Annotated in this window: 21 protein-coding genes and 1 riboswitch; of the genes, 11 read left to right on the top strand and 10 right to left on the bottom strand. The window is 61.9% G+C overall.

All coding sequences use genetic code 11. From position 1 onward, the window contains the following. Window positions 1–4: 4 nt before the first annotated feature. Window positions 5–454 carry an HIT domain-containing protein gene (locus ACKUUH_RS03555; RefSeq protein ID WP_407948481.1) on the bottom strand — a complete coding sequence of 150 codons (450 nt, stop codon included), beginning with the start codon at window positions 452–454 and terminating at the stop codon, window positions 5–7. 104 nt (window positions 455–558) lie between these two features. After that, window positions 559–646, top strand: a riboswitch (ZMP/ZTP riboswitch). 47 nt (window positions 647–693) lie between these two features. Here ACKUUH_RS03555 and glyA point away from each other — a divergent pair. Beyond that, window positions 694–1,956 carry a serine hydroxymethyltransferase gene (gene glyA, locus ACKUUH_RS03550; RefSeq protein WP_407948480.1) on the top strand — a complete coding sequence of 421 codons (1,263 nt, stop codon included), beginning with the start codon at window positions 694–696 and terminating at the stop codon, window positions 1,954–1,956. Here the strand turns inward: glyA and ACKUUH_RS03545 are convergent. Further along, window positions 1,953–2,750, bottom strand: coding sequence for a DUF72 domain-containing protein (locus ACKUUH_RS03545; protein ID WP_407948479.1), 798 nt, complete (start codon window positions 2,748–2,750; stop codon window positions 1,953–1,955). The two genes, glyA and ACKUUH_RS03545, sit on opposite strands and share 4 nt — an antisense overlap. A gap of 96 nt (window positions 2,751–2,846) precedes the next feature. Continuing rightward, the gene (locus ACKUUH_RS03540) at window positions 2,847–3,467 is read right to left on the bottom strand and encodes a TetR family transcriptional regulator (protein WP_407948478.1); all 621 of its coding nucleotides are present in this window, start codon (window positions 3,465–3,467) and stop codon (window positions 2,847–2,849) included. A 77-nt stretch (window positions 3,468–3,544) separates the two neighbouring features. Between ACKUUH_RS03540 and ACKUUH_RS03535 the strand changes: the two genes are divergently transcribed. Then, a complete protein-coding gene (locus ACKUUH_RS03535) occupies window positions 3,545–4,918 on the top strand; it encodes a flavin-containing monooxygenase (RefSeq protein ID WP_407948477.1) in 1,374 nt (457 codons plus the stop codon). A gap of 2 nt (window positions 4,919–4,920) precedes the next feature. Beyond that, window positions 4,921–5,730 (top strand): SDR family NAD(P)-dependent oxidoreductase, encoded by an 810-nt coding sequence (locus tag ACKUUH_RS03530; protein WP_407948476.1) that lies wholly within the window; start codon window positions 4,921–4,923, stop codon window positions 5,728–5,730. Here ACKUUH_RS03530 and ACKUUH_RS03525 read toward each other — a convergent pair. The 4 genes from ACKUUH_RS03525 to hisS all read right to left on the bottom strand — a co-directional run bounded on the left by ACKUUH_RS03525 (window position 5,719) and on the right by hisS (window position 10,242). After that, window positions 5,719–6,468: a TSUP family transporter gene (locus ACKUUH_RS03525; RefSeq protein ID WP_407948475.1), complete on the bottom strand. Its 750-nt coding sequence runs from the start codon at window positions 6,466–6,468 to the stop codon at window positions 5,719–5,721. The genes ACKUUH_RS03530 and ACKUUH_RS03525 overlap by 12 nt on opposite strands. Before the next feature lie 6 nt (window positions 6,469–6,474). After that, window positions 6,475–7,455 carry an ATP phosphoribosyltransferase gene (gene hisG, locus ACKUUH_RS03520; protein WP_407948474.1) on the bottom strand — a complete coding sequence of 327 codons (981 nt, stop codon included), beginning with the start codon at window positions 7,453–7,455 and terminating at the stop codon, window positions 6,475–6,477. Beyond that, window positions 7,452–8,630, bottom strand: coding sequence for an ATP phosphoribosyltransferase regulatory subunit (locus ACKUUH_RS03515; RefSeq protein ID WP_407948473.1), 1,179 nt, complete (start codon window positions 8,628–8,630; stop codon window positions 7,452–7,454). The genes hisG and ACKUUH_RS03515 overlap by 4 nt, the downstream gene beginning before the upstream one ends. 91 nt (window positions 8,631–8,721) lie before the next feature. Next, entirely contained in the window at window positions 8,722–10,242 is a 1,521-nt protein-coding gene (gene hisS / locus ACKUUH_RS03510; RefSeq protein WP_407948472.1) for a histidine--tRNA ligase, read from the bottom strand. 458 nt (window positions 10,243–10,700) lie between these two features. Between hisS and ACKUUH_RS03505 the strand changes: the two genes are divergently transcribed. The 4 genes from ACKUUH_RS03505 to ACKUUH_RS03490 all read left to right on the top strand — a co-directional run bounded on the left by ACKUUH_RS03505 (window position 10,701) and on the right by ACKUUH_RS03490 (window position 14,904). Continuing rightward, a complete protein-coding gene (locus ACKUUH_RS03505) occupies window positions 10,701–12,230 on the top strand; it encodes a histidine kinase dimerization/phospho-acceptor domain-containing protein (RefSeq protein WP_407948471.1) in 1,530 nt (509 codons plus the stop codon). 139 nt (window positions 12,231–12,369) lie between these two features. Next, a complete protein-coding gene (locus tag ACKUUH_RS03500) occupies window positions 12,370–13,761 on the top strand; it encodes a cytochrome ubiquinol oxidase subunit I (protein ID WP_407948470.1) in 1,392 nt (463 codons plus the stop codon). Between the two features lie 11 nt (window positions 13,762–13,772). Beyond that, window positions 13,773–14,789, top strand: a complete 1,017-nt coding sequence (gene cydB / locus ACKUUH_RS03495; RefSeq protein ID WP_407948469.1) for a cytochrome d ubiquinol oxidase subunit II — start codon at window positions 13,773–13,775, stop codon at window positions 14,787–14,789. Next, window positions 14,776–14,904 carry a DUF2474 family protein gene (locus ACKUUH_RS03490; RefSeq protein WP_407948468.1) on the top strand — a complete coding sequence of 43 codons (129 nt, stop codon included), beginning with the start codon at window positions 14,776–14,778 and terminating at the stop codon, window positions 14,902–14,904. Before cydB ends, ACKUUH_RS03490 begins: the two co-directional genes overlap by 14 nt. Window positions 14,905–14,906: 2 nt before the next feature. Here ACKUUH_RS03490 and ACKUUH_RS03485 read toward each other — a convergent pair whose 3' ends face one another. Further along, on the bottom strand, window positions 14,907–16,352 hold the full coding sequence (locus tag ACKUUH_RS03485) for a short-chain fatty acyl-CoA regulator family protein (RefSeq protein ID WP_407948467.1): 1,446 nt from the start codon (window positions 16,350–16,352) through the stop codon (window positions 14,907–14,909). Between the two features lie 213 nt (window positions 16,353–16,565). On the opposite strand from ACKUUH_RS03485, the gene aceB reads away from it, so the two are divergent. The 3 genes from aceB to ACKUUH_RS03470 all read left to right on the top strand — a co-directional run bounded on the left by aceB (window position 16,566) and on the right by ACKUUH_RS03470 (window position 20,441). Continuing rightward, window positions 16,566–18,185, top strand: coding sequence for a malate synthase A (gene aceB / locus ACKUUH_RS03480; RefSeq protein ID WP_407948466.1), 1,620 nt, complete (start codon window positions 16,566–16,568; stop codon window positions 18,183–18,185). 32 nt (window positions 18,186–18,217) lie between these two features. Further along, window positions 18,218–19,513 carry an isocitrate lyase gene (aceA, locus tag ACKUUH_RS03475; protein ID WP_407948465.1) on the top strand — a complete coding sequence of 432 codons (1,296 nt, stop codon included), beginning with the start codon at window positions 18,218–18,220 and terminating at the stop codon, window positions 19,511–19,513. 130 nt (window positions 19,514–19,643) lie between these two features. Beyond that, entirely contained in the window at window positions 19,644–20,441 is a 798-nt protein-coding gene (locus ACKUUH_RS03470) for a helix-turn-helix domain-containing protein (protein WP_407948464.1), read from the top strand. Window positions 20,442–20,591: 150 nt separating this feature from the next. Here the strand turns inward: ACKUUH_RS03470 and ACKUUH_RS03465 are convergent, their stop codons facing one another. Then, window positions 20,592–22,130: a flavin-containing monooxygenase gene (locus ACKUUH_RS03465; protein WP_407948463.1), complete on the bottom strand. Its 1,539-nt coding sequence runs from the start codon at window positions 22,128–22,130 to the stop codon at window positions 20,592–20,594. Between the two features lie 330 nt (window positions 22,131–22,460). On the opposite strand from ACKUUH_RS03465, the gene rraA reads away from it, so the two are divergent. Further along, window positions 22,461–22,952: a ribonuclease E activity regulator RraA gene (rraA, locus tag ACKUUH_RS03460; protein ID WP_407948462.1), complete on the top strand. Its 492-nt coding sequence runs from the start codon at window positions 22,461–22,463 to the stop codon at window positions 22,950–22,952. A gap of 13 nt (window positions 22,953–22,965) precedes the next feature. On the opposite strand, the gene ACKUUH_RS03455 is transcribed toward rraA, so the two are convergent. Beyond that, window positions 22,966–23,169: a hypothetical protein gene (locus ACKUUH_RS03455; protein WP_407948461.1), complete on the bottom strand. Its 204-nt coding sequence runs from the start codon at window positions 23,167–23,169 to the stop codon at window positions 22,966–22,968. Between the last annotated feature and the right edge of the window lie 57 nt (window positions 23,170–23,226).

The raw sequence follows: 23,226 nt of genomic DNA, 5'->3' as shown, positions 1-23,226 counted from the left end.
AGATCTAGCCGAGCCATCCCATCTGTCTGCCGCCGATCAAGTGCATATGCAGATGATAGACGGTCTGTCCGCCCTGCGGATTGGTGTTGATGACGAGACGAAACCCGCTTTCGGCGATGCCGCTTTCGCGCGCGAGCTTTTGCGCTAACGCCGTCATTTCGGCAATGAGTTCGGGCGAAGCGTCGTTGATCGTGGTGATCCGCTCTTTCGGTACTATTAGTATGTGAACAGGAGCGATCGGCTTGTGATCCGGAAAGGCGAAGACGTTTTCGCTTTCACCTACAATCTTTTCCGCCGCGATACTTTCGAAGGGCGAAGGCTTTGCCAGGCTCGCTTCCTTGATTTCAGGGAGCTTCCATTCAGCGGCCTTTAGATAGGCCCGCCCCAGCGGGTTCAACTGACCGATACCGAACGCAACAAGCACCACGAGCCAGAATTTCCAGTTTTTCAGCATGGTTTCCCCCCACTTGCACGGCGCCGATGCTAGCGCGATTCTCATGGCAGGGAATTGACTCAAGCCGCCGACGGGGCTTAACTGCCTTCACTTCCGGTCGCACATATCCTCCGCGCGACTGGCGATATCAGATGGGTCACCATCGGGGAGCGCGGAGACTGGTCTTTCGAGCCGATCGCCTGGGCAGCACATGAAGATGCTGGCCGGGCGTTTTTTGTTTTGGCTCGAAGGAGGCTCAAATGCCGTCATCCCAGGAAAAGGCGCAGCTTGCGCAAACCGACAACGAAATCTTCCTCGCGCTCAAGGGCGAGGAGACCCGCCAGCGCTCCGGCCTCGAACTCATTCCCTCGGAAAACTATGCCTTCCCGGAGGTGATGACGCTGCTCGGCTCTGCCTTCACAAATAAATATTCCGAAGGCTATCCAGGGCGGCGCTACTACGGCGGTCAGGAATACACCGACCGCATCGAGACGCTCGCCCGCGACCGCGCCAAGGCACTCTTCCGCGCGGAACACGCGAATGTGCAGCCGCTTTCGGGTTCGCCAATGAACCAGGCTGTCTATCTCGGTCTGCTCGATCCGGGCGATACGATCCTGGCAATGGACTTGAGCCATGGCGGGCATCTCACGCATGGTGCGCCTGTGAGCCATATGGGCCGCCTCTTCAATTTCGTGCGCTACAAGACGGACCCCTCGACCGGCGCCATCGATTTCGATCACCTGCGCACCGTCGCACGGGAAACGAAACCGAAGCTCGTCGTCTGCGGCTACTCCTCCTACCCACGCGACTACGATTATGCCGATTTCAAGCGCGTGGCGGACGAGGTGGGCGCGCTGACCATGGCGGATGTTTCCCATATAGGCGGGCTCATCGCGGCCGACGTCATGCGCAATCCGCTCGATGCCGGTTTCGACGTGATGACAACGACGACGCACAAGTCGCTGCGAGGTCCGCGCGGCGGGCTCATCCTCTGCAACGAAAAATTCGCGAAAAAGATCGACGCATCGGTTTTCCCGGGCCTTCAGGGAGGGCCGCACATGAACCAGGTCGCTGCCGCCGCCGTCACCTTCCGCCTCGCCGCACTCCCCGCCTTCCGGGATTATGCGCGCCAAGTGCTCGCGAACGCGAAAGCGCTCGCCGCCGCGCTCAGCGAAAGGCAGGTGAAACTCGTCACCGGCGGCACGGACAACCACCTCCTCGTGATCGACACCGTCCAAAGCTTCGGCGTCGACGGTGCGCAGGCACAGGAGGCGCTCGACCGTGTGGGCCTTACCACCAACAAGCAGGTGATCCCCGACGACCCGAACCCGCCGATGCGCCCCTCGGGGCTTCGCCTCGGCACACCGGCCCCGACCGCGCGCGGGATGGGAACCGTCGAGATGTCGGAGATCGGCGCCATCATCTCCGAAGCGCTGTCGGCAAAAGGCGACCGAGCAACGGAGGAGACGCTTGCAGCGCGCACACGCGCGCTCACCGCGCGCTTCCCCGTTCCCGGGCTCTAGCCTTTGAGGCGGTCCGCAATCGCCATTGCAGCGAGGGGATTGCGGACCTTGGCGCCTGAAATCACATAGAGGAAGACGTCGTTGACAGGCTGTTTGCTGGCCGGGGCAACGGCGTCGATTCCCTTCGGCGTGTTGCCCGCGGCCCATTCCTTCGCCCGCGTCGCCCATTGGTCGAGCATCTTCTTGGCGTAGCCGAGCTTCTCCTTCTCGTCCGTGCCCATTATCCGCGCATAGACAAAGGGCGCGGTCACGTCGCCGATCTGCGTGTAGCCGCCGTCTGCCGCCGTCACGACGGCAACCTCATGCTCTCTCAAGAGATCGATGAAGTCCTCCGTCTTGAAGCTGTCGTGCCGCACCTCAACTGCATGTCGAAGCGCAATGCCGTCATGGGATTTCGGCAGAAGGTCCAGGAATGCTGCGAAGTCATCCGGATCGAACTTCTTCGTGGGAGCGAATTGCCAGTCGATGACGCCCAGCTTTTCCTTCAGCTCCGTCACGCCGCTCGCAAAGAACTTCTCGATGGAAGGTCCTGCCTCCGCCAGCACGCGCCGGTTGGTCGCGAAGCGCGGGCCTTTTAGCGAGAAGACGAAGCCGTCCGGCGTCTCGTTACGCCATTTGCGGAAGCTGTCCGGCTTCTGGGAGCCGTAGTAAGTACCGTTGATCTCGATGGTCGAAAGCTTCGAACTCGCATATTCAAGTTCGCGTTTCTGGGTGAGCCCTTCGGGATAGAACGTGCCGCGCCAAGGCTCGAAGACCCAACCGCCGATGCCGACACGGATCGCCGCTTCCGCCATGTTCCCGACCTCGCTTGCAAAGGCTCCATCGCTGGAACCGGAGCGAGAGTCTATGAAGCGCCTTCGTTCGCGGCAAGCTGGAAGCGGACGCTTCATTCAACCGGCGAGCAAGCTTTCGAGTTTGCGGCGCATGAGGAGACGGTATTCCGCAATCAGCCTGTCCCCTTCCTTGCGGTCCACGGCGATCGCGAGCCGCACCGCCGCGCCGGAGAGTTGCATGAGCAGGAAGGATGTTGCTTCGAGCCGGCCATGATTAGACGGCGCAACGAGCGGCTTCAGCGCTGCTGCAAAGATATTCGCGTTCTGCCTGCTGTCTTCGATGTCGAGTTCCTGCAGCGCCTTGTCGGATTGCGTGCCCGACCAGATGTCGCGCGTCACGGGTTCGGTCAGGAACAGATTGTAGTAGCCGACCATAATCGCATCGATGCGCGCGATAGCATCCGCCGCGCTCTCCACACCTTCGAGGTTCTGACGCAGACCGTCGCGCACGCGTTCCATCACGCGCATGGCGAGCGTCCTCAGGATTGCCGGCTTGTCCGGGAAATACTGGTAGAGCGAGCCGATCGGCACGCCCGCCCTTTCCGCCACCTCCGTCATGCGCACGGCGTCGCTTCCCGTTTCGGCGATGAGTTCCGTGGCCGCGGTCAAAATCCGTTCAACGCGCTCACGGGCACGCGCCTGGGTCGGCTGACGGCGGATGGTCTTTTGCGCGGCCATGAAAGGATCCCGGTGAAATTTCTCTTGCGCCGGAAAATATGAGGGTTTATCACTTATCACAAATATGAGGATTATTCATGTTTTATCGGGGGCGGATTGTGGGCGACATCGGACGGGTTTGTGTGGTTGGCGGCGGGCCGGCCGGGTTGAGCCTTGCGCGTACTTTCCTGCGCCACGGCATTCCCTTTGAGGTCTATGAACGGCACTTGGATGTCGGCGGTCTCTGGGACCGGACCAATCCCGGTTCACCCATCTACGATTCGGCCCATTTCATCTCGTCCAAGACCCAATCGCACTATCACGACTTTCCGATGCCGGAGGATTATCCGGATTACCCGTCCAACCGGCAGATCCACACCTACATGCAGAGCTTTGCCGATGCCTACGGGCTTCGCGACCACATCCGCTTCAACACGTCGGTCGAAAAAGCCGAACTGCAGGCGGATGGAAGCTGGCGGGTGACGCTTTCGACGGGTGAAACGAAGAGCTACGGCTCACTCATCTGCGCGAACGGGACGAACTGGCATCCTGCGATGCCGGATTATCCAGGCGAATTCACCGGCGAGATGCGGCACGCCGTGACCTTCAACTCGATGGACGAGTTCCGAGGCAAGCGCGTCCTCATCATCGGCGCCGGCAATTCGGGTTGCGATATCGCATGCGACGCGGCGAAGGGCGCGGATGCAGCTTTCATCAGCCTCCGACGCGGCTATCACTTCCTGCCGAAACATCTTTTCGGCCTTCCGGCCGACGTCGTCGCGCATGAGGGGCCGCATCTGCCGATGTGGCTCACACAACGCATCTTCGGCGTCATCCTGCGTATCCTGAACGGCGATCTCACACGACTCGGGCTGCAAAAGCCAGATCATAGGCTCTTCGAAACCCACCCGATCCTGAATACGCAGCTCCTCCACTATCTCGGTCACGGCGATATCAAGGCGAAGCCGGATGTTGCACGTTTCGAGGGAAAGACAGTTCACTTCAAGGACGGTACGTCGGAAGAGATCGACCTCGTCATCTGTGCCACGGGCTATACATGGAAGGTGCCTTATGTCGATCCTTCCCTCTTCACCTGGAAGGAAGGCAGGCCGGACCTCTACATGAACCTTTTCAGCCGCGAGCATCCGACGCTCTATTCGCTCGGTTTCATGGAAACCAATGGCGGCGCCTACAAGCTTTTCGATGAGATGGCCGATCTCATCGCCCGCACGATCCTCGCCCGCGCGAAAGGCGGCAAGGAAGCGGAAGCGGCAAACCGGCTCATCGTGAACGACCGGCCGGACCTTTCCGGCGGCATCAAGTTCGTCGGATCGTCACGGCATGCGACCTATGTCGAGATCGACGCCTATCGCAAGCAGATGAAACGCATCCGCAAGCGCCTGGGCTGGAACGACCTCGATGATGGCTGCTTTGACAATCTGTGCATCGCCAGCGCCCGGAAGGCCGCATAAGCATGAAGGCGCTCATCACAGGCGCGGGGGGCGGGATAGGCGGCGCAATCGCCCGCGCTCTCGATCTCCGCGGCTACGAACTTGTTCTTGTCGACCGGGATATGGCGCCTCTCGATGCCTTGGCCGCAACCCTCTCTTCGGGATCGGAGAAGCTCGTGTGCGACCTTTCCTCCCGCGACGAGGTGGAGCGGCTCTGCGGCCGGTTGTGCGGGGATATGGCCGACCTCGACGTCCTCGTCAACAATGCCGGTGTCATCGTGCCAGGCGCGGCCGCCGATATCGATCAATCCGCGCTCGACCTTCACCTCGAGGTGAATCTCCGCGCGCCCATCCGCCTCATGCGCGCCGCTGCACCGCAGATGATCGCGCGGCGCAGGGGAGCGATGGTTGCGACCGTCTCACTCGGCGGAGTGATATCGCTCAAAGACAGCGCCATCTATTCCGCCTCGAAGTTCGGGCTTCGCGGATTTCTCTGCGGATTTCATCAGGAGCTTGCACCCTTCGGGGTGAAAGTATCCGGCGTCTATCCCGCCGCCGTCGACACACCCATGCTGCATCACGAAGCCCTTCATGGCGGCTCGGTACTGAACTTCATCGACAAGGTGATGACCGCCGACGACATCGCGAATGCGACGCTGAAAGCGATCGACACAGGCAGGCTCGAAATCTATTCGCCATGGAGCGCGAGCCTGACCGCGCGCTTCTTCGGCTCGTTCCCCTGGATGATCCGCCCTCTTCTTCCGCTCATGGAGAAGATCGGCGAGCAGGGGCGGCGCAAATTCCTCGCGCGCAAGGGCTTCTCAAACCAGTAGCAGCGATACCCCGCGCCAGAGGAGAAACGCACCAAGCACGAAGAGGATATAGCGGCTCCAGCTCTTGAACTGGCCGTCATTCATACGGTCGAGCAGCATTTTTCCGAAAGTCGTGCCGAGCATGGCGAGCGGCGCCACCATCACATAAATCCACCAAGGCAGGTCCGCGGCAGGCAGGAGATGTGCCGCCAGGACCCCGAAATAGAGAAGCTTCGTCAGGTGCTGCAGCGTCTGCGTCACGGCCTTGGTTGCGACGATCTGATGGCGCGTTAGAGGACTGCGTACGAAGAAAACGTCGAGAATAGGCCCGGCAACGCCCGCCGTAAGCGTAAGAGCCGTCACCACAAAGCCGCAGACAGGCGCGACGAAAGGCTTCGTGATGTCGAGGCCCCAACTTTTCGGAATCGAGAAGGCCACGAAGGGAATGGCGCCGAGCACCAGATAGACCGTGGCCTTGTCCGGCACGAAACTCACCAGCATGAAGAGCACGAGCGCGGCGAGCGAGCCCGCCATGTTGGTCGCGACGAGCCACCAGACGATGTCGCTGCGGTTGATGACGGCGCGATATCCGTTCGACACGGCCTGCGTCACGCCATGCAGCATCATTGCCGCCCCCACCGAATAGGCGAAGGTGAGGAAGGCCATGAGGATCATGCCGCCCGCCATCCCGAAGATGCCGGAAAGCGTTGCCGTCACCACGACGACGATGGCGGTGATGGCGGCAAGGGTCGGAGTCATGATCGCTCAGTCTTTTCCGTGAAGGCGCGTGGTTAGCCTTTCGCGGAGCGGGTTCTTCGCCTCGAACACATAATCCGCGCGGGCAGCTGTCACCGTTTCGCGACCCTCTGCGTAAAGGAAGGACACGAGATCGTAGAGGTTTGCTTCCGGGCAGTGAGCAATGCGCACCGGCGTCACGGCGCCGTTGCCGAAAGGCAGCATCACTCCGAAACGGTTCGTGATTTCGTCGATCAGCACGACATCGTCCGCCCCGCTCGCAAAGCGCACTTCCACGACCTTCGCGGCGCGCGCCTGCGCCGAAACACGATCGAGAATTTCACCGGCGGCGGCGAGCGCCGTCTCGCTCCATTCCGCACCGAGACTTGCGACGAGGTTTGCCTGGCTCTGCAAGATCGTACCGTCATCGAGCACTTTCAGATTGTTCGCCGCCAGCGTCGCTCCCGTCGACGTGATATCGACAATCACTTCCGCCGTACCGGCCGCCGGCGCACCCTCTGTGGCGCCGAGGCTTTCGACGATGCGGTAGTCCGTGAGCCCGTGCTCGGCGAAGAAGCGCCGTGTCAGGTTGAAATACTTGGTGGCGACGCGAAGCCTGCGCCCGCGCTTCCTGTGGAAGGCGAGCGCGACGTCATCGAGGTCCGCCATCGAGGCGACATCGATCCAGCTCTGCGGCACGGCGACGACGACGTCCGCGTGACCGAAGCCGAGCGGCAGCAACATCTCAATATCGCGCTCGGGGGCGGACAGCTTCTCGCGGATCAGGTCCTCACCCGTCACCCCAAGGTGGATCAGCCCTTGCTCGAGCTGACCTGCGATTTCCGACGCCGAAAGGAAGGCGATCTCGACATTTGCGATACCGTCGAGGCGGCCGGTGTAGCCTCGTCCGCCATCCTGGCGCACCTTGAGGCCCGCCCGGGCGAAGAAGGCAGTCGCGTTCTCCTGAAGTCTGCCTTTCGAGGGAAGGCCGATCACGAGTTTTCCGCTCATTGGCCCTTCTCCCTCGCGACTGCCGCGAGCAGCCGTTCGATGCCGACAGCACAACCGACAGCCGGCACGGGCTTCCCGGCGCCGAGAGCCGAGAGCAGATCGTCATAGCGGCCACCGCCACAGATCATCGCGTCCGCACCGAGTGCATCCACCCGGAACTCGAAAACGAAGCCCGTGTAGTACGCCATGTTGCGACCGAAGCCGGTGGCGAAATGCGCGCGAGAGAGGTCGAGGCCCCTCTTCGCAACAAGCTCCATTCGTCGCTCGAAGCGCGCAATGGCGGGTTCGATGGAGACACCTGCGCTTTTCGCCAATGCACGCACACGGGCGATCGCGTCCTGCGGCGCGCCCGAGACAGCCAGGAAATCCGAGATCAGCTTCGTCGCGGCTTTCGGGACGCTCGACGAGGCAAGCTCGGCCTGCTCGATGAGCCGCTCCGCCACTTCCTCCACCGTGCGACCACCGACGGGCGCGATGCCCGCGAGCTTCAGCACATCCTCGATCACGTCCTTCGCCTGTGCCTCGTCGAGGCCTGCGATGGCGGAGATGAGAGCCTGCCGATCACTGGTCTCCTCACCGGTTTCACCCGCTTCCAACCGGTCCAGCAATTCCCGGAAATAGTCCGGCCGCCAAAAGTGGCGCTTCAGTCGCGAGCGCCAGCCGGAGGGCAGGTCCAACGCATCGATCAAGGCGTCGAAGAGCGCGAGATCGCCCATCTCAATCCCGTAGCTCTCCAGGCCCGCATCGGCCAGCGCGCGAGCGGCAAGCGAGATCACTTCGGCGTCTGCCGCTTCCGCGTCGTCCGCGCCGAGACATTCGAGGCCGGCCTGCGTGAACTCCCGAAGCTTCGCCGAACCCCGTTGCTGATACCGGTAGACCGGGCCGAGTGAGCAAAGCTTCTGCGCGCCGCCAGCGCTTTCGAGGTAGAGGCGGCAAACGGGGATCGTCAGTTCCGGACGCAGGCAGAGCTCGTCCCCTGCCGGGTCCGCAAAGACGTACATGCGGCGGCGGATGTCCTCGCCGGACATGTCGAGGAAGATGTCGGCGGGCTGCAGCGAGGGCGCCGAAACGGGCGCATAGCCGGCCTTCTCGAAGCCGCTGCGCACAGACGCGCCGAGCGCTTCCCGCGCGCGCAGGCTCTCTCCATCCAGTGCTGCCATAGGTTCAGATGACATATCGAATACTTCCCGGCCCCGCCGGACCTTCCGGACCGGGCCTTATCTAGCATGAAAATGGTAAATATCGAGACAGGAGTGATTGCGGCGGTCAGCCGTGATGGTCCAGGCGGGGGCGATGCCGGGCAAGCATCGAGACGACCTCTTCGACGAGCCGCGCACGCGGCACGGAAACCTGTGCCGGCTGACCCTCGCGCCAGGCGGCGTTGTCTTCGATCTCTTTCGATATCTGCGCGCCGAGGATCAGGTCCTTCAGCGTGATTTCGCCTTTCGCGCGCTCGTCTTCGCCCTCGATGACGGCGATCGGCGCGCCTCGCTTGTCGGCATATTTGAGCTGCGCTTTCATGCCCGAGCCGCCGAGATAAAGCTCGGCGCGGATGCCCGCATTGCGGAGTTCCGAGACCATCGTCTGGTAGTCCGCCATATTGGCAGCATCGAGCGTCAGGACGACGACGGGCGCGGTCACATCCTCCACATCGAGCTTACCAAGCAGTTCGAGCGCGGACTGAAGCCGGCTCACACCGATCGAGAAGCCGGTTGCAGGTACCTTCACACCCTTGAAGCGCTCAACGAGCCCGTCATAGCGCCCGCCCGACCCCACGGAGCCGAAGCGCACCGGATTGCCCTTCTCGTCCTTCACCTCGAACAGGAGATCGGATTCGAAAACAGGGCCGGTGTAATAGCCGAGGCCGCGCACGATCCATGAGTTGAACTCGATCCGGTCCGTGCCGTAACCCGCTGCCGTGAAGAGCGCGTCCATTTCGGCAAGCTCGTCGATGCCCGCGCGGCCGATTGCGCTTTCGCCGACGACCTTGCGCCACCCCTCAAGAACGATGTTGCGGTCGGTCGAGCCCTCGCCAACGCCCGACTCCACGTAATCGAGCACCGCCGTTGTCTGAGACGGCGAAAGTCCGGCCCCTTTCGTGAAGTCGCCGGATTCGTCCTTGCGGCCGGGCCCGAGGAGCAGCTCGACGCCCTTGCGGCCGAGGCGGTCGTATTTGTCGATGGCGCGCAGCACCGTCATGTAGGTGGCGCTGCCCGGCTCGCCGTCGAGCCCGATTGTCTCCAGCAGACCATCGAGCACTTTCCGGTTGTTCGCGCGGATGCGATAGCTGCCGCGCGGTATACCGAGCGCCTCGAGGCAGTCGGCGCCCATCATGCACATTTCGGCATCGGCGGCGACGCCCGGCGCCGCCACCGTGTCGGCATCGAACTGCGTGAACTGGCGATAACGGCCCGGTCCCGGCTTTTCGTTCCGCCAGACCGGACCCGTCTGGTAGCGGCGGAAGGGCTTCGGCAGCGCGTCGTAGTTCTCGGCGACATAGCGCGCGAGCGGCGCGGTCAGGTCATAGCGCAGCGACAGCCACTGCTCATCATCGTCCTGAAAGGAAAAGACGCCTTCGTTCGGCCGGTCTTCGTCGGGCAGGAACTTGCCAAGCGCATCGGCATATTCGATAGCCGAGGTTTCGAGCGGGTCGAAGCCGTAGCGCTCATAGACCTCGCGAATGCGCGCAAGCATCCTCTGCTCCGCGCGCACCAGCGCCGCAGGCATGTCGCGAAGCCCCTTCGGCACGCGCGCCTTGGGACGGAAGGTCTTCTCTTTCTTGCTCATTGGTCTGCCTTTGGGGGCGGGCCTCAAGGTGCGCCTTCGGCCGTTTGCGGCGCGGGCGCATACCTAGCCCATAGGCCAGCCGGTCACAAGCATTCGCTCCCGGGCGAATCACCCTTCCCGGCCGCTGCCCAATTTCCGCCGCGAAGAGAGGAAAAACGCGAGTTTCCCAACCATTTCCGGACCCAGGATTGCAAAAAAATGAAAGTTAACGCCGACGTGCTCGACTTGTAGAAAACCAGCAGAAAAACGCCGTTTTCACCGTTAATTCACCGAGCCCACCTTGTGGGGCGCCGCCCTGCCACCCACAAAATAAGCGCCTCCTTTACCTTCTGTTTACCAAAGAATCGGATCGTTAACTCACGCGGCTAAAAGCCGCCTCAGTCGGCCTATATGAGTTTGGTTCTGGGGCCCAGGGGGGCTTGGAAATGGGTTTGACCTTGGCACGTTCGGGCATCGCAATGAGCAGCAGGTCTTCGCCAGCCGGAACGAGGGGCCCACGCGCTCCGCGCGCGCTTTTCACTCATGTCGTAAGCACATCGCCGGCGCTGTGCAGCAGCTTCGCGACGCTTTCGAGCTCCGGCGCAGCCGGCCCCATTTCATTCGGCTTCTCGGCCGCCGAGGATGGCATTGCGCCATTGCTCGAACCCGGTATCGATGCCTTGGTCATCGATATCGGCGAAGGCAGCCACGAAGCCCTGGATTTCCTTGGCCGGGTCGTCTCGCTCGGTCCCAATGCCCCCGTCATCGCAATCGGTTCAGGCGATTCAGCGCTTCAGGCCCTGGCCATCGAAGCAGGCGCCGAGGATTGCCTCTCCCTCGAAATCGACACCCCGCTTTCTCTCGGCCTTGCGATCAGGCGAGCCGTCACCCGGCGCCAGTTGCGCGACGAGCGCCCGGCAGACGCCACCCAGCTCGCGGATGCGGACAAGCCGCATGTGACTTTGGTGCAGGAAACGCCGGAAGCCATCGTCATTCTCGACAGCCAGGGCACCATTCGCTTCGCGAACGGCGCGGCGCAGGACATTCTTGGCCGCAGCGGCGACGATCTCATTGGCAAGCCCTTCGGCCTGCCGAGCGATCCGGGTGAGCACGACGTCACCATCACGAGACCCGACGGAGACAGTCGTCTCGCCGAAATGCGTATCGTGGACACACGCTGGGGCGGTGTGCCCGCACGCGTCGCAGCACTCAACGACGTTACCGTGCGCCGCAAGCTCGAACAGACCATGCACGATGCCGAGGCGCGCAGCCAGGAAACCTACAAGCGCAGCCAGAGCTTCTTCTCGAACGTCAATCACGACCTGCGGACGCCGCTGACGCACATCATCGGCTTTTCCGAGATGATGAAGAACGAGCGTCTCGGACCGATGGGGACCGATCGCTACAAGGAATATGCAAGCGACATCTATTCGAGCGGCACCATGCTGCTCGACATGATCGAGGACCTGCTCGGCATTGCCGAAGCGGAAATGCACGAGATCGATATTACCGACGAAATATGCAATCTGGGCCAGCTCGCCGACATTGCGGTTGCAAGCCAGCGCCAGCACGCTGCGGAGGAAGGTGTGTCCATCGAAATGGATTGCCCGAACCGCCTGCCGGGGTTCCGTGGCGATGCACGCCGGCTCCGCCAGGGCCTCTTTCGTCTCATCGCGGAAGCGATTCATTGCGCCCATCGTGGCTCCATCATCCGCCTCACCGTGCGCGAGGAGAACGGCGGCATCCGCGTAGCGCTCGACGAAGTGCGCGACCCGAAAATCGTGCAGATGGAACTCGACACGTTGCCCGATTTCGAAATGGCGGACGATCCCTTCGTCAGCGCCGAGGACAGCAGCGCGCCCCGTGAGGAAAGCCTCGCACTCTCCCTTACCCGCAAGGTGATGGAGCTTCACGGCGGCACCCTCGATATTGTCCGTGCGCAGCGCCGCGATCCAGAAACGGGCATGCGCATCGGGCTCAGCTTCCCGTCGGCTCGCGTGATCCGCTGACGGATCGCGTGATTCAAAATCCATTGGAAAATTGTGGGCGCTTTCGTCGCGTGACGTTTCGTGGCAGGTTCAGGAGTGCGGGCGACGGGAGAGAAGGTGTAACTTGAGTGCGCACCTTCCATGATGGAGGAGACGTGCCATGCCGCCGTTCGACGCCGAAATCCTTGCCCGCCTTCAGTTCGCCTTCACCGTCTCCTTTCACATCCTGTTCCCGACTCTCACAATCGGACTTGCAGGCTTCCTCGTCTTTTTCGAGGCAAAGTACCTGCGCTCGAAAGACGAAGCATGGCTCGTTCTCTACCGCTTCTGGGTGAAGATCTTTGCACTCACTTTCGGGATGGGGGTCGTTTCCGGCCTCGTTCTCTCCTACCAGTTCGGCACCAACTGGTCGGAGTGGTCACGCGTCACGGGCCCCGCGCTCGGGCCATTGATCGGCTTCGAAGTACTCACTGCGTTCTTCCTGGAGGCAGGGTTTCTGGGAATCATGCTGTTTGGCTGGCAGAAGGTGGGGCCGCGCCTGCACTTCCTTGCCACTTGCCTCGTTGCCGCCGGCACCGCAATTTCGGCCTTCTGGATTCTCGCCGCCAATAGCTGGATGCAAACACCTGCGGGGGCGACCCTCGTCGACGGGCAATATGTCGTCGATGACTGGCTTGCCGTCATCTTCAATCCATCCTTTCCCTGGCGCCTCATGCACATGACGACGGCGTCCTATCTCACGACGGCGCTCGTCGTTTCCGGCATTTCAGCTTTCTATCTGTCGAACGGAAGCAATCGCGAAGTCGCGCGGCGCGCCTTTTCCATCGCCATGTGGGGCGTGCTCGTGCTCGCACCGCTGCAGATATTTCTTGGCGATCAGCATGGCCTCAACACGCTCGAACACCAGCCCATCAAGGTTGCCGCGATGGAGGGAAACTGGGAGACGCGCGGCGGCGTTCCGTTCCACATTTTCGCCATGCCCGACCAGAAGGAACAACGCAACCACCTCGAAATCTCGATCCCGTATGGATCCAGCCTCATCCTGCGCCATGATCCCGACGGCATCGTGCCGGGCCTCAAGGATATACCCGTCGAAGACCAGCCGCCTGTCGGCGTCGTCTTCTGGTCATTCCGCATCATGGTCGGGCTCGGTTTCCTCTTCCTTCTTCTGGGAGCGTGGGGTGCGTGGGCACGCTGGCGCGGCACGCTCTACGACGGCGTATGGCTCAGGTGCCTGGCGGTTCTGCTGACGCCAGCGGGCTTCGTCGCAACTCTCGCCGGATGGTTTGTCACGGAGGTCGGGCGGCAGCCTTACACCGTCTATGGCGTCATGCGCACCGAAGACAGCTTCTCGCCGACCGTCACCGGCGCCTCCATCGCGACGACGCTCGTCCTCTTTCTCATCGTCTATGGCGGACTCTTCGGCGCCTATCTCTACTATCTAACGAAACTCGTACGTCGCGGTCCCGATCCCCTTACGACGCGTGAAACCGAAGAAAGGCCCGAAGCCATCAGGGGAGCACGCCCTGGTCTTGTCGTGCCTGCGGAATAGGAGGAGAGGCCATGGAAATGCTTGCGATCATCTCCGGCGCGGTCATCGGCGTCGCTATCCTGATGTACGTGGTGCTTGACGGCTTCGACCTCGGCGTCGGCATTCTGTTCCCCTTCGCGCCGGACGAAGGCGCGCGCAACACGATGATCAATTCGGTTGCACCGGTATGGGATGGCAACGAAACGTGGCTCATTCTCGGCGGCGGCGGCCTTCTCGTCTTCTTCCCCACCGCCTACTCGATCGCTCTTCCTGCGTTCTACATTCCAGTCATGGCGATGCTCTTCGCCCTGATCTTTCGTGGCGTCACCTTCGAATTCCGTCATCAGGCGCATACGAGCACCCATCTGTGGAACAGATCCTTCTTCTGGGGCTCGCTCACAGCCGCCTTCATGCAAGGCGTGTTGCTCGGCGCCCTCGTGCAGGGCGTAGAAGTCGAGGGCGTGCGCTACGCGGGCGGTATGTTCGACTGGCTGACGCCTTTCTCGATCCTGACCGGCATCGGCGTCGTCGTCGGCTACGGTCTCCTCGGTGCGACCTGGCTGATCTACAAGACGGAAGGCCATGTTCAGGACTGGGCGCGGAGTTCCGCCGTCGTCCTCGGCGGCGGCACTCTGATTGCGATGGTGGCGGTGAGCGTGATGACGCCGCTCTTGCGCCCCGCTATCGCGGATCGGTGGTTTGGTGGCGTCAATATTCTCTACCTCTCGCCGATCCCGCTGCTTACGCTGGCTCTCGCCGTCTCGCTTTTCTGGTCGATTTTCTCGAAGCGCGAGCTTCTGCCTTTTCTCTCGTCCATCGGGCTTTTCGTGCTGGGCTTCGCGGGCATAGCGATCAGCCTCTATCCGAACATCATCCCACCCTCGGTCGCGGTGTGGGATGTCGTCGCGCCGCGTTCCAGCGTCATCTTCGCACTCGTCGGCGTTGCCGTCGTGCTACCGATGGTGCTGCTTTACACCGTGTACGCCTACAGCGTCTTCCACGGCAAGGCGAGCGAACACGGCGGCTATGCGCATCATGAGCATGAATAACAAGCATGAGGAGGGCCGTGGCAAGCGGCTCGCCTGGTTTGCGGGCATCTGGCTTGTCAGCGTCGTGGCGCTCGCTCTCTTCGCCTACGGAGTGAGAGCGCTGCTCGGCTTGTAAGGTCAGGCGTCGCGCACGGGCACGCCGAAGGGCGAGATGCCGCGCACGTGATCTTCCACGGTCAGCCGGTGCTTTAGCGGCGGGAAGGCACGCTGTGAACAGTCGAGCCTTTCGCAGAGCCTGCAATTGACGCCGATGGGCATGGCCCCGCGCTCATCGTCGAGGTCGTAACCCTGGCTGTAGACGATCTTCCTGGCATGGCCGATTTCGCATCCGAGGCCGACGACATACTGGTCGCCCGGTACGCCGATGCCCGAGCCTGCGCGGCTCACGGTGCGTGCGATGGAAAAATAACGTGTGCCATCTTCCATCTGCACGACCTGCGTGTAGATCTCGCCGGGCACGCGGAACGCGTCATGCACATTCCATCGCGGGCAGGTGCCGCCGAAGCGCGCAAAGTGGAAACCTGCCGCCGAGAAGCGTTTCGACACGTTGCCCGCGTTGTCGACGCGGATCAGAAAGAAGGGAATGCCCCGCGCGCCCGGACGCTGCAGCGTCGTGAGGCGATGGCAGACCTGCTCGAAGCTCGTGCCGAAGCGGCGCCCCAGCAGGCGAATGTCGTAGCGCGTCGCTTCCGCCGTCTTGTGAAAAGCGGCATAGGGCATCAGGAGTGCGGCAGCGAAGTAGTTCGCCAGCGCCACGCGGCAAAGCCGCTGCGCCTCCTCGCTTTCGAGGCCCGAGCTTTCGACAATGTCCTCGATCACGCGCGACTGCTCGAAATAGCCGAGCTGATAGGCAAGCTGGAAGGAACGGCCCGGCTGGTCCAGGAGTTCTGAAAGGAAGATCGTCTGGCGATGGCGATCATAGCGCCGGAGTTCGTGCGGCATGAGATCGGCGGGCGCTATGCGTGTCGAGACCCCGTGAAGGTCGCGCAATGCGGTGCGAAGCGCCACGTAGGGCTCCTCCGAGCCGATGCCCGCAGTCGCATAAAGCCGCTCCGCCGCATCGTCGAGTTCGGGGAAATGATTGTTCCGGCTGTTAATGAAATCGCGCACTTCTTCGAGCGGCAAGCCCGGCGCCTCCGCGCCGTCGAGCATGTCGCGATCAGCCAGCCTCTCGGCAAGCATCGAACCGTTGGTGACGCTCTCCTGATAGGCACGGTAGAGATTCGAGATCGCATCTGCTGCCGCCGGACTTGCCGAGGCGATTTCACGCAGATCCTGGATCGTGAGGCCCGCGTCGCGAAAAAGGGGGTCGGAAAAGATCTCGCGGAGCACCGTCAGCGCTTGCGCTTCATTGTCGCCCCCGATCGTCCGAAGTTCGACATCGTAGACTTCGGCGAGCTTCAGGAGCACCTGAACGGAGACGGGCCGCTGGTCGCGTTCGATCAGATTAAGGTAACTGGCGGAGATGCCGAGATCGGCTGCCATCCGCGCCTGGGTGAGGCCGCGTTCGCGGCGGAGCCGCCTAACGCGTGGACCGGCAAAGACTTTTTTCTCCGAGGCCATGGCTCAAACCCAATGAGAATGCCCGCAATCCGGGCCGTCGCGGGCACTTTAATTTACAGGATTTACATAATCAACAGAATCGAACGAGATTCTTGTGAAGTTTTTTACTTCAATATTTTCAACAACTTAGGAAACATTGGACATTCAGGTGTCGAGATTGTATGACCGCGCGCAAACGAAACCCGACAAGCAGTTCTGAGGAGGCGAGCGAGCATGAGCAAGGCAGCAGCCACGACCATTGCCGACGGTATCACCGTCAAGGGTGCCATGAAGCCGGGCTATGAGCGCGTGCTAACACCGGAAGCACTCGCTTTCGTAGCCGATCTCGAGCGCCGGTTCGGTGCCCGCCGCCGCGAACTGCTTTCGGCGCGCGCCGAACGCCAGAAGAAATTCGATGCGGGCGAGCTTCCCGACTTCCTTGCCGAGACCAAGGATATTCGCGAGGGCGACTGGAAGGTTGCGCCGATCCCGAAGGACCTGCTCGACCGCCGCACCGAGATCACCGGTCCCGTCGACAACCGCAAGATGGTCATCAACGCGCTCAATTCCGGCGCGCAGTCCTACATGACCGACTTCGAAGACGCGGCCGCGCCGACATGGGACAACATGATCGGCGGCCAGATCAACATGATGGCCTATTGGGACAAGGCGATCGGCTTCACCGACGAGACGAACGGCAAGCACTACGACGTCATCGAGAAGCCCGCGACGCTCATCGTCCGTCCGCGCGGCTGGCATCTCGAGGAAGCGCATCTCGAAGTCGACGGCGAGCCGATGTCCGGCGGCCTCTTCGATTTCGGCCTCTATTTCTTCCACAATGCGAAGAAGCAGATCGCTTCCGGCTCCGGCCCCTACTTCTATCTGCCGAAGATGGAGAGCCACAAGGAAGCGCGCCTCTGGAACGATGTCTTCGTTCACGCGCAGAAAGTGCTCGGCGTCAAGAACGGCACCATCAAGGTCACCGTCCTCATCGAGACGCTGCCCGCCGCCTTCGAGATGCACGAAATCCTTTATGAGTTGAAGGATCACATCGTCGGCCTCAATTGCGGCCGCTGGGATTACATCTTCAGCTACATCAAGCGGCTCGGGAAGAACCCGAACTTCATCCTGCCGGATCGCGCGCAGGTCGTGATGGGCAGCGCCTTCCTCAATGCCTATTCGCTTCTTCTCGTGAAGACGTGCCATGAGCGCGGCGCCTTCGCGATGGGCGGCATGGCGGCGCAGATACCGGTAAAGGGCGACGAAGCGGCGAACGAAGCCGCCTTCAACAAGGTGCGCGCCGACAAGGAACGCGAAGCCAACAACGGCCATGACGGCACATGGGTTGCCCATCCCGATCTCGTGAAGGTCGCGATGGAAGTCTTCGGCAAGCTCGAAGGGCCGAACCAGCTCGCCCGCCAGCGCCAGGACGTGAATGTCGGCCAGAAAGAACTCATCGAGCCGCACAAGGGCGAACGCACCGAGCACGGCATGCGCGAATGCTGCCGCGTCGGCGTCCAGTATATCGAAGCATGGCTCGGCGGCCGCGGCGCCGTGCCGCTCTACAATCTGATGGAAGACGCTGCCACGGCCGAAATCAGCCGTACGCAGATATGGCAGTGGATCTATCACGGCGCGACGCTCAGCGACGGCCGCAAGGTGACGCCGGAGCTCTTCGACGAAGTGCTCGCCGACGAAATGAAGACCTTGCGCGAAACGCTTGGCGAAGAGCGCTGGACTTCCGGTCACTTCGAGCAGGCGGTGAGCCTCTTCTCGGACATGACCAAGGCACAGGAATGCGAGGAGTTCCTGACGCTGCCGGCCTACCGACTCATCCTTGAAAACGAAGCCTGACCGAAACCACCTCCGGACCCGAGGAGTATCCCATGAGCAAGACCTTCTACGATATCGTTCCGAGCGCGCCCAAGGGCCGCTTCGACAATGTGAAGCGCAACTACAGCGTCGAAGACGTTGAGAAGCTGCGCGGTTCCTTCCCGATCGAGTACACGCTCGCCACGCGCGGTGCGAACAAGCTCTGGGAACTGCTGCACACGACCGACTACGTGCATTCGCTGGGCGCCCTGTCGGGCAACCAGGCCATGCAGATGGCACGCGCGGGCCTGAAGGCGATCTACCTCTCGGGCTGGCAGGTAGCCGCCGACGCGAACACGGCCGGTGCGATGTATCCCGACCAGTCGCTCTACCCCGCGAATGCCGGTCCGGAACTCGCGAAGAAGATCAACCGCGCCCTGAAGCGTGCGGACGAAATCGAGCATTCGGAAGGCGGCGCGAAGCGCGACTGGTTCCTGCCGATCGTCGCAGACGCGGAAGCCGGTTTCGGCGGCCCGCTCAACTGCTTCGAAATCATGAAGGCCTATATCGAAGCGGGCGCCGCCGGCGTCCACTACGAAGACCAGCTCGCATCGGAAAAGAAGTGCGGCCATCTCGGCGGCAAGGTTCTGATCCCGAGCCGCGCGCATGAGCGCAACCTCAACGCCGCGCGCCTCGCCGCCGACGTTTCCGGCACGCCGACGCTCATCATGGCGCGCACGGACGCCGAAAGCGCGAACCTCATCACATCGGACATCGACGAGCGCGATCACGAGTTCATCGATTTCGACAAGGGCCGCACCATCGAAGGCTTCTATCGCCTGAAGCCGGGCACGGGCGTCGATCATTGCATCAAGCGCGGCCTCTCCTTCGCGCCTTATGCCGACCTGCTGTGGTGGGAAACTTCCAAGCCGAACCTCGACGACGCGAAGCGTTTCGCCGAAGCGGTGAAGAAGGAATATCCGGACCAGCTGCTCGCCTATAACTGCTCGCCGTCCTTCAACTGGGAAGCGAATCTCGACAAGTCGACCATCGCGAAGTTCCAGAAGGAAATCGCGGCGATGGGCTACAAGTACCAGTTCGTCACGCTGGCCGGTTTCCACCAGCTCAATCACGGTATGTTCGAACTCGCGTCGGGCTACCGCGACCGCGGCATGGCAGCCTATTCCGAGCTGCAGCAGGCCGAGTTCGCTTCGGAGTCGAAGGGCTACACGGCGACCCGCCACCAGCGCGAAGTCGGCACGGGCTATTTCGACATGGTCTCCATCGCGGCGGCAGGCGGCGAAAGCTCCACCACGGCACTCGGCGACTCGACCGAAGCCGACCAGTTCAAGAAGGCCAGCGCCCACTAAGCCCTTCCTTCTACGGACGATATGCAGAACCGCCGGGGCAACCCCCGGCGGTTTTTTTTGTGATTGGAGTCCCGCTCCCATTACGTTCAAGGTAATTGTTGTCCTTCCCGCTTCGCGGTAGCGTTTCTCCATGAACATGCACGCACAACCCGTGGGCGAGATGTTGAGGTCGTGGCGCCAGCGGCGGCGCCTGAGCCAGCTCGCCTTTGCCTGCGACGCGGAAATTTCCGCGCGGCATCTGAGCTTCCTCGAAACGGGACGCTCGCGCCCAAGCCGCGACATGCTGCTTCATCTGGCGGAGCGCCTCGAAATGCCCTTCCGTGAACGGAACGCCCTGCTTCTTGCGGCGGGCTATGCGCCTGTCTATTCCGAGACGCGGCTCGACAGTCCGGATGCGGCGGCGGCGCGGCGGGCGGTCGATCTCGTGCTTGCCTCCTACGAACCGTTCCCCGCTCTGGCGGTGGACCGGCACTGGAATCTCGTTGCCGGTAACGCCGCGCTGACGCTTTTTCTCGCGGGCATTCCGGACGAACTTCTTCAACCGCCGGTGAACGTGTTGCGATTGAGCCTTCATCCGGAAGGGCTTGGCAGCCGCATCGAAAATCTCGGCGAGTGGCGGGCGCATATTTTCGACAGGCTGCAACAGCAGATCGAGATTACGAATGACGAAGGTCTCGCCGCGCTCGTGACGGAACTCGAATCCTATCCCGGCGGCAAGAAGCCTTCGGAAGGCTATAAATCCGAGTACGGAGGATTGATCGTTCCGCTGAAACTGAAGACGGAAGCCGGAACACTGTCGTTTTTCACGACGACGACGGTCTTCGGCACGGCTGTCGACATCACTTTTTCGGAGCTTGTCATCGAGTCCTTCATGCCGGGCGATGCCTTCACCGCGGAGACTGTGCGGCGGCTGGCGGAGGGCGCCTAGGCGGGGATAAAAGGCCCGAAATCGCGCCGTCTGTCATCGAAATGTCATCGAACTGTCAAAAAGAGAAGGGGCCGTTCAGCGATGAACCGGCCCCTGTTCCTTTCGGCGAAGGAGGCGGGGATAGAGAAAAAACTATCCCCGCTTTTACCGCTACTGGGCGGCGGCCACCTGCATCCCGCTCGCACCCGCACCCTGCGCACTCGCTGTCCGCGCGCGAAGATTGAACTCCGCGAAGTCCGGACGGCGGGTCCGCCACCAGTACTTGAAGGTGTAATTCGCCCAGTTGTTGGTGACCTTGCCGCTCTCGGTCTTGTACCAACTCGTGCAGCCGGAGGCGAAAACGGAGTTGGCGTTGTCCGCCTGGACGGCTTCGTTGGAAGCCCGCTGCGCCTCGGGCTTCACATCCATGTAGAGCAGATTGTCTTTCTTCAATTTCTCCACGCATTGCGCGATGTAGTTCGCCTGGCACTCGATCATGAAGATGATCGAGTTGTGGCCGAGATTGGTGTTCGGTCCGTAGAGCATGAAGAAATTCGGGAAGCCCGAGACCGTCATGCCGTGATGCGCTTCGGCGCCCGTCTTCCAGGCGTCCTTCAAATCGCGGCCCGCAAGCCCCTTCAGGTTCATGGGCCCAAGGAAGTGCGTCGTGTCGAAGCCTGTGCCATAGACGACGATGTCGAAGTCGCGTGACTTTCCGTCCACCGTGCGAACGCCCGTGGGCACGATCTCCTCGATGCTTTCGGTCACGACATCGACATGGTCCATGCCCATGGTGGGCCACCAGTCGTTTGCGAAGAGCACGCGCTTGCAGCCCGGTTCGTAATCCGGCGTGAGCTTGCGCTTCTTTTCGGGATCGGAGACATAGAGCTCCATCTCGTCGATCCCCATTTTCTTCAGCGCGTCACCGGAGGTGTGGAAGGTGCGGAACAGCAGCTCGCCGAACCAGTAGATCTTCCAGCGCTGGATGTTCATGGTCCAGGGGAGCGCCTTGTAGATCGCACGCTCCCAGCCGTAGAATTCGCGCTGCGGACGCGGCAACACCCAGCTTGCCGAACGCTGGAAGATGGTGACGCTCGCCGCTTCCTTGGCGATCTCCGGCACGAACTGGATGGCGCTCGCGCCATTGCCGATCACGGCGATGCGCTTGCCCTTCAGATCGACCGAATGGTTCCATTGCGCCGAATGCCAGCTGTCGCCCGCGAAACTGTCGCGGCCCTTGATGTTCGGCCAGACCGGACGGTGAAGCTGGCCGGTGCCCGCCGCAACGACATTCGCCTCGAAGGTCTCGTTGCCGGACTTCAACGTCCAGAGGCCCGTCTGCTCGTCGAAGCGCGCATCGTCGATCTCGGTGTTGAAGCGGATGTGGCTGCGCAGCCCGTATTTGTCGACGACGGATTCGAGATAGGCCTTGATGTCGGCGGAGAAGACGAACTTCTTGGTCCAGTCTGGCCGCATGTCGAACGAGAACTGATACATGTGCAGCGGCACGTCGCAGGAGCATCCCGGATAGGTGTTGTCGCGCCACGTTCCGCCGATCTCGGAGGCCTTCTCGTAGATCGTGAAGTTGGTGAAGCCTTTTGCCTTCAGCTTGATTGCGGTGCAGATGCCTGCAACGCCCGCGCCGAGAATGGCCACGCCTGGACCCTCAGCCGCGTCGGAGCGTGCCGGCGCATCATATGCCAGTGCCATTGCTGTTTCCTCCTGCCGGTCTGCCCCGCCTCCCTCAAGACAAGACAATCCGGCTTCAAATTCCGGATACCGATGCCAAAAGCCTAGACCGTTTTCCAGGCAGGGGTAAACACCTGCCGGTTCGGAAAACGGTCCAGACTATAAGCGACGAGCAGATTTTCACGATGAGACGGGATCGCAAGGCGATTCCGTCTCATCGCGATCTGCTCTAGCGGTTTTTCGGGGGTGGCGGAACCGCTCAAAGAGTGGGCGTCGCCACTCCAAGGCAGGGGGGAGACAAAAGGCGCGGAGCGCGCTAAAGGAACGGCGTTACCGCTGGGGAAACTTCAAATGACCAAAACAACCGCGCCCGCCACGACCGATCTTTCCGACGCCCATCCCGACCTCGTCCGCCATGCGGAACCCGTGTTCCGCGACTATGGCGGCCGCACCGCTTTTTGCGGCCCGGTGGCGACACTCAAGGTGCCGGACGACAACAGCAAGGTGCGCGAGGCGGTGGAAGCGCCGGGCCAGGGCCGCGTGCTCGTGGTCGATGGCGGCGGCGCGACGGGTTACGCGCTGTTCGGCGGCAATCTCGGCAAGCTCGCGGAAAAGAACGGCTGGGCGGGTGTGGTGGTCTACGGCTGCGTGCGCGACACGGCGGAACTCGCAGGCTGCGACATCGGCATCAAGGCACTGGCGGCGCATCCCAGGCGCAGCGACAAGCGCGGCCTCGGCGAGAAAGATGTCGCGGTGAATTTTGCAGGGCTCACGATCGAACCCGGCGAGTGGCTTTACGCCGATGCGGACGGCATCGTCGTCTCGGCCGAGAAGCTCGACTGATCCGGGCCGCCTGTCAGACGACGAGTTCGACCAGCTTCCAGACGCCGAGCCCGGCAATCGCCGTCGAGAGAATTCCACCCGATGTGACGATCAGCATGTCGCCAAGGGTCGGCTCGCCGATATCGTCGGCGGCACCTTCCGCCTGCATATTCAGATCCGAGATACCGGGTACACGGAGCATGTCTGCGCTCCGGAAGTTACCCTTCAGGTCAGTCATCCCAGCCCTCCCCCACCCAATGCCCCTGAGCCGCAACTCAACCAAATGGGACAAAAA

The sequence above is a fragment of the Parvibaculum sp. genome, from assembly GCF_045863935.1.
In the GTDB taxonomy this organism is placed as follows: Bacteria; Pseudomonadota; Alphaproteobacteria; order Parvibaculales; family Parvibaculaceae; genus Parvibaculum.
The sequence above is the reverse complement of the archived record's forward strand: the minus strand, read 5'-3'. Positions and strand labels throughout refer to the sequence as shown.

Excerpts from the sequence above, each read along its gene's own strand:
- ACKUUH_RS03555 (WP_407948481.1), bottom strand. The coding sequence starts at position 454 with ATGCTGAAAAACTGGAAATTCTGGCTCGTGGTGCTTGTTGCGTTCGGT.
- glyA (WP_407948480.1), top strand. The coding sequence starts at position 694 with ATGCCGTCATCCCAGGAAAAGGCGCAGCTTGCGCAAACCGACAACGAA.
- ACKUUH_RS03545 (WP_407948479.1), bottom strand. The coding sequence starts at position 2,750 with ATGGCGGAAGCGGCGATCCGTGTCGGCATCGGCGGTTGGGTCTTCGAG.
- ACKUUH_RS03540 (WP_407948478.1), bottom strand. The coding sequence starts at position 3,467 with ATGGCCGCGCAAAAGACCATCCGCCGTCAGCCGACCCAGGCGCGTGCC.
- ACKUUH_RS03535 (WP_407948477.1), top strand. The coding sequence starts at position 3,545 with ATGTTTTATCGGGGGCGGATTGTGGGCGACATCGGACGGGTTTGTGTG.
- ACKUUH_RS03530 (WP_407948476.1), top strand. The coding sequence starts at position 4,921 with ATGAAGGCGCTCATCACAGGCGCGGGGGGCGGGATAGGCGGCGCAATC.
- ACKUUH_RS03525 (WP_407948475.1), bottom strand. The coding sequence starts at position 6,468 with ATGACTCCGACCCTTGCCGCCATCACCGCCATCGTCGTCGTGGTGACG.
- hisG (WP_407948474.1), bottom strand. The coding sequence starts at position 7,455 with ATGAGCGGAAAACTCGTGATCGGCCTTCCCTCGAAAGGCAGACTTCAG.
- ACKUUH_RS03515 (WP_407948473.1), bottom strand. The coding sequence starts at position 8,630 with ATGTCATCTGAACCTATGGCAGCACTGGATGGAGAGAGCCTGCGCGCG.
- hisS (WP_407948472.1), bottom strand. The coding sequence starts at position 10,242 with ATGAGCAAGAAAGAGAAGACCTTCCGTCCCAAGGCGCGCGTGCCGAAG.
- ACKUUH_RS03505 (WP_407948471.1), top strand. The coding sequence starts at position 10,701 with ATGAGCAGCAGGTCTTCGCCAGCCGGAACGAGGGGCCCACGCGCTCCG.
- ACKUUH_RS03500 (WP_407948470.1), top strand. The coding sequence starts at position 12,370 with ATGCCGCCGTTCGACGCCGAAATCCTTGCCCGCCTTCAGTTCGCCTTC.
- cydB (WP_407948469.1), top strand. The coding sequence starts at position 13,773 with ATGGAAATGCTTGCGATCATCTCCGGCGCGGTCATCGGCGTCGCTATC.
- ACKUUH_RS03490 (WP_407948468.1), top strand. The coding sequence starts at position 14,776 with ATGAGCATGAATAACAAGCATGAGGAGGGCCGTGGCAAGCGGCTCGCC.
- ACKUUH_RS03485 (WP_407948467.1), bottom strand. The coding sequence starts at position 16,352 with ATGGCCTCGGAGAAAAAAGTCTTTGCCGGTCCACGCGTTAGGCGGCTC.
- aceB (WP_407948466.1), top strand. The coding sequence starts at position 16,566 with ATGAGCAAGGCAGCAGCCACGACCATTGCCGACGGTATCACCGTCAAG.
- aceA (WP_407948465.1), top strand. The coding sequence starts at position 18,218 with ATGAGCAAGACCTTCTACGATATCGTTCCGAGCGCGCCCAAGGGCCGC.
- ACKUUH_RS03470 (WP_407948464.1), top strand. The coding sequence starts at position 19,644 with ATGAACATGCACGCACAACCCGTGGGCGAGATGTTGAGGTCGTGGCGC.
- ACKUUH_RS03465 (WP_407948463.1), bottom strand. The coding sequence starts at position 22,130 with ATGGCACTGGCATATGATGCGCCGGCACGCTCCGACGCGGCTGAGGGT.
- rraA (WP_407948462.1), top strand. The coding sequence starts at position 22,461 with ATGACCAAAACAACCGCGCCCGCCACGACCGATCTTTCCGACGCCCAT.
- ACKUUH_RS03455 (WP_407948461.1), bottom strand. The coding sequence starts at position 23,169 with ATGACTGACCTGAAGGGTAACTTCCGGAGCGCAGACATGCTCCGTGTA.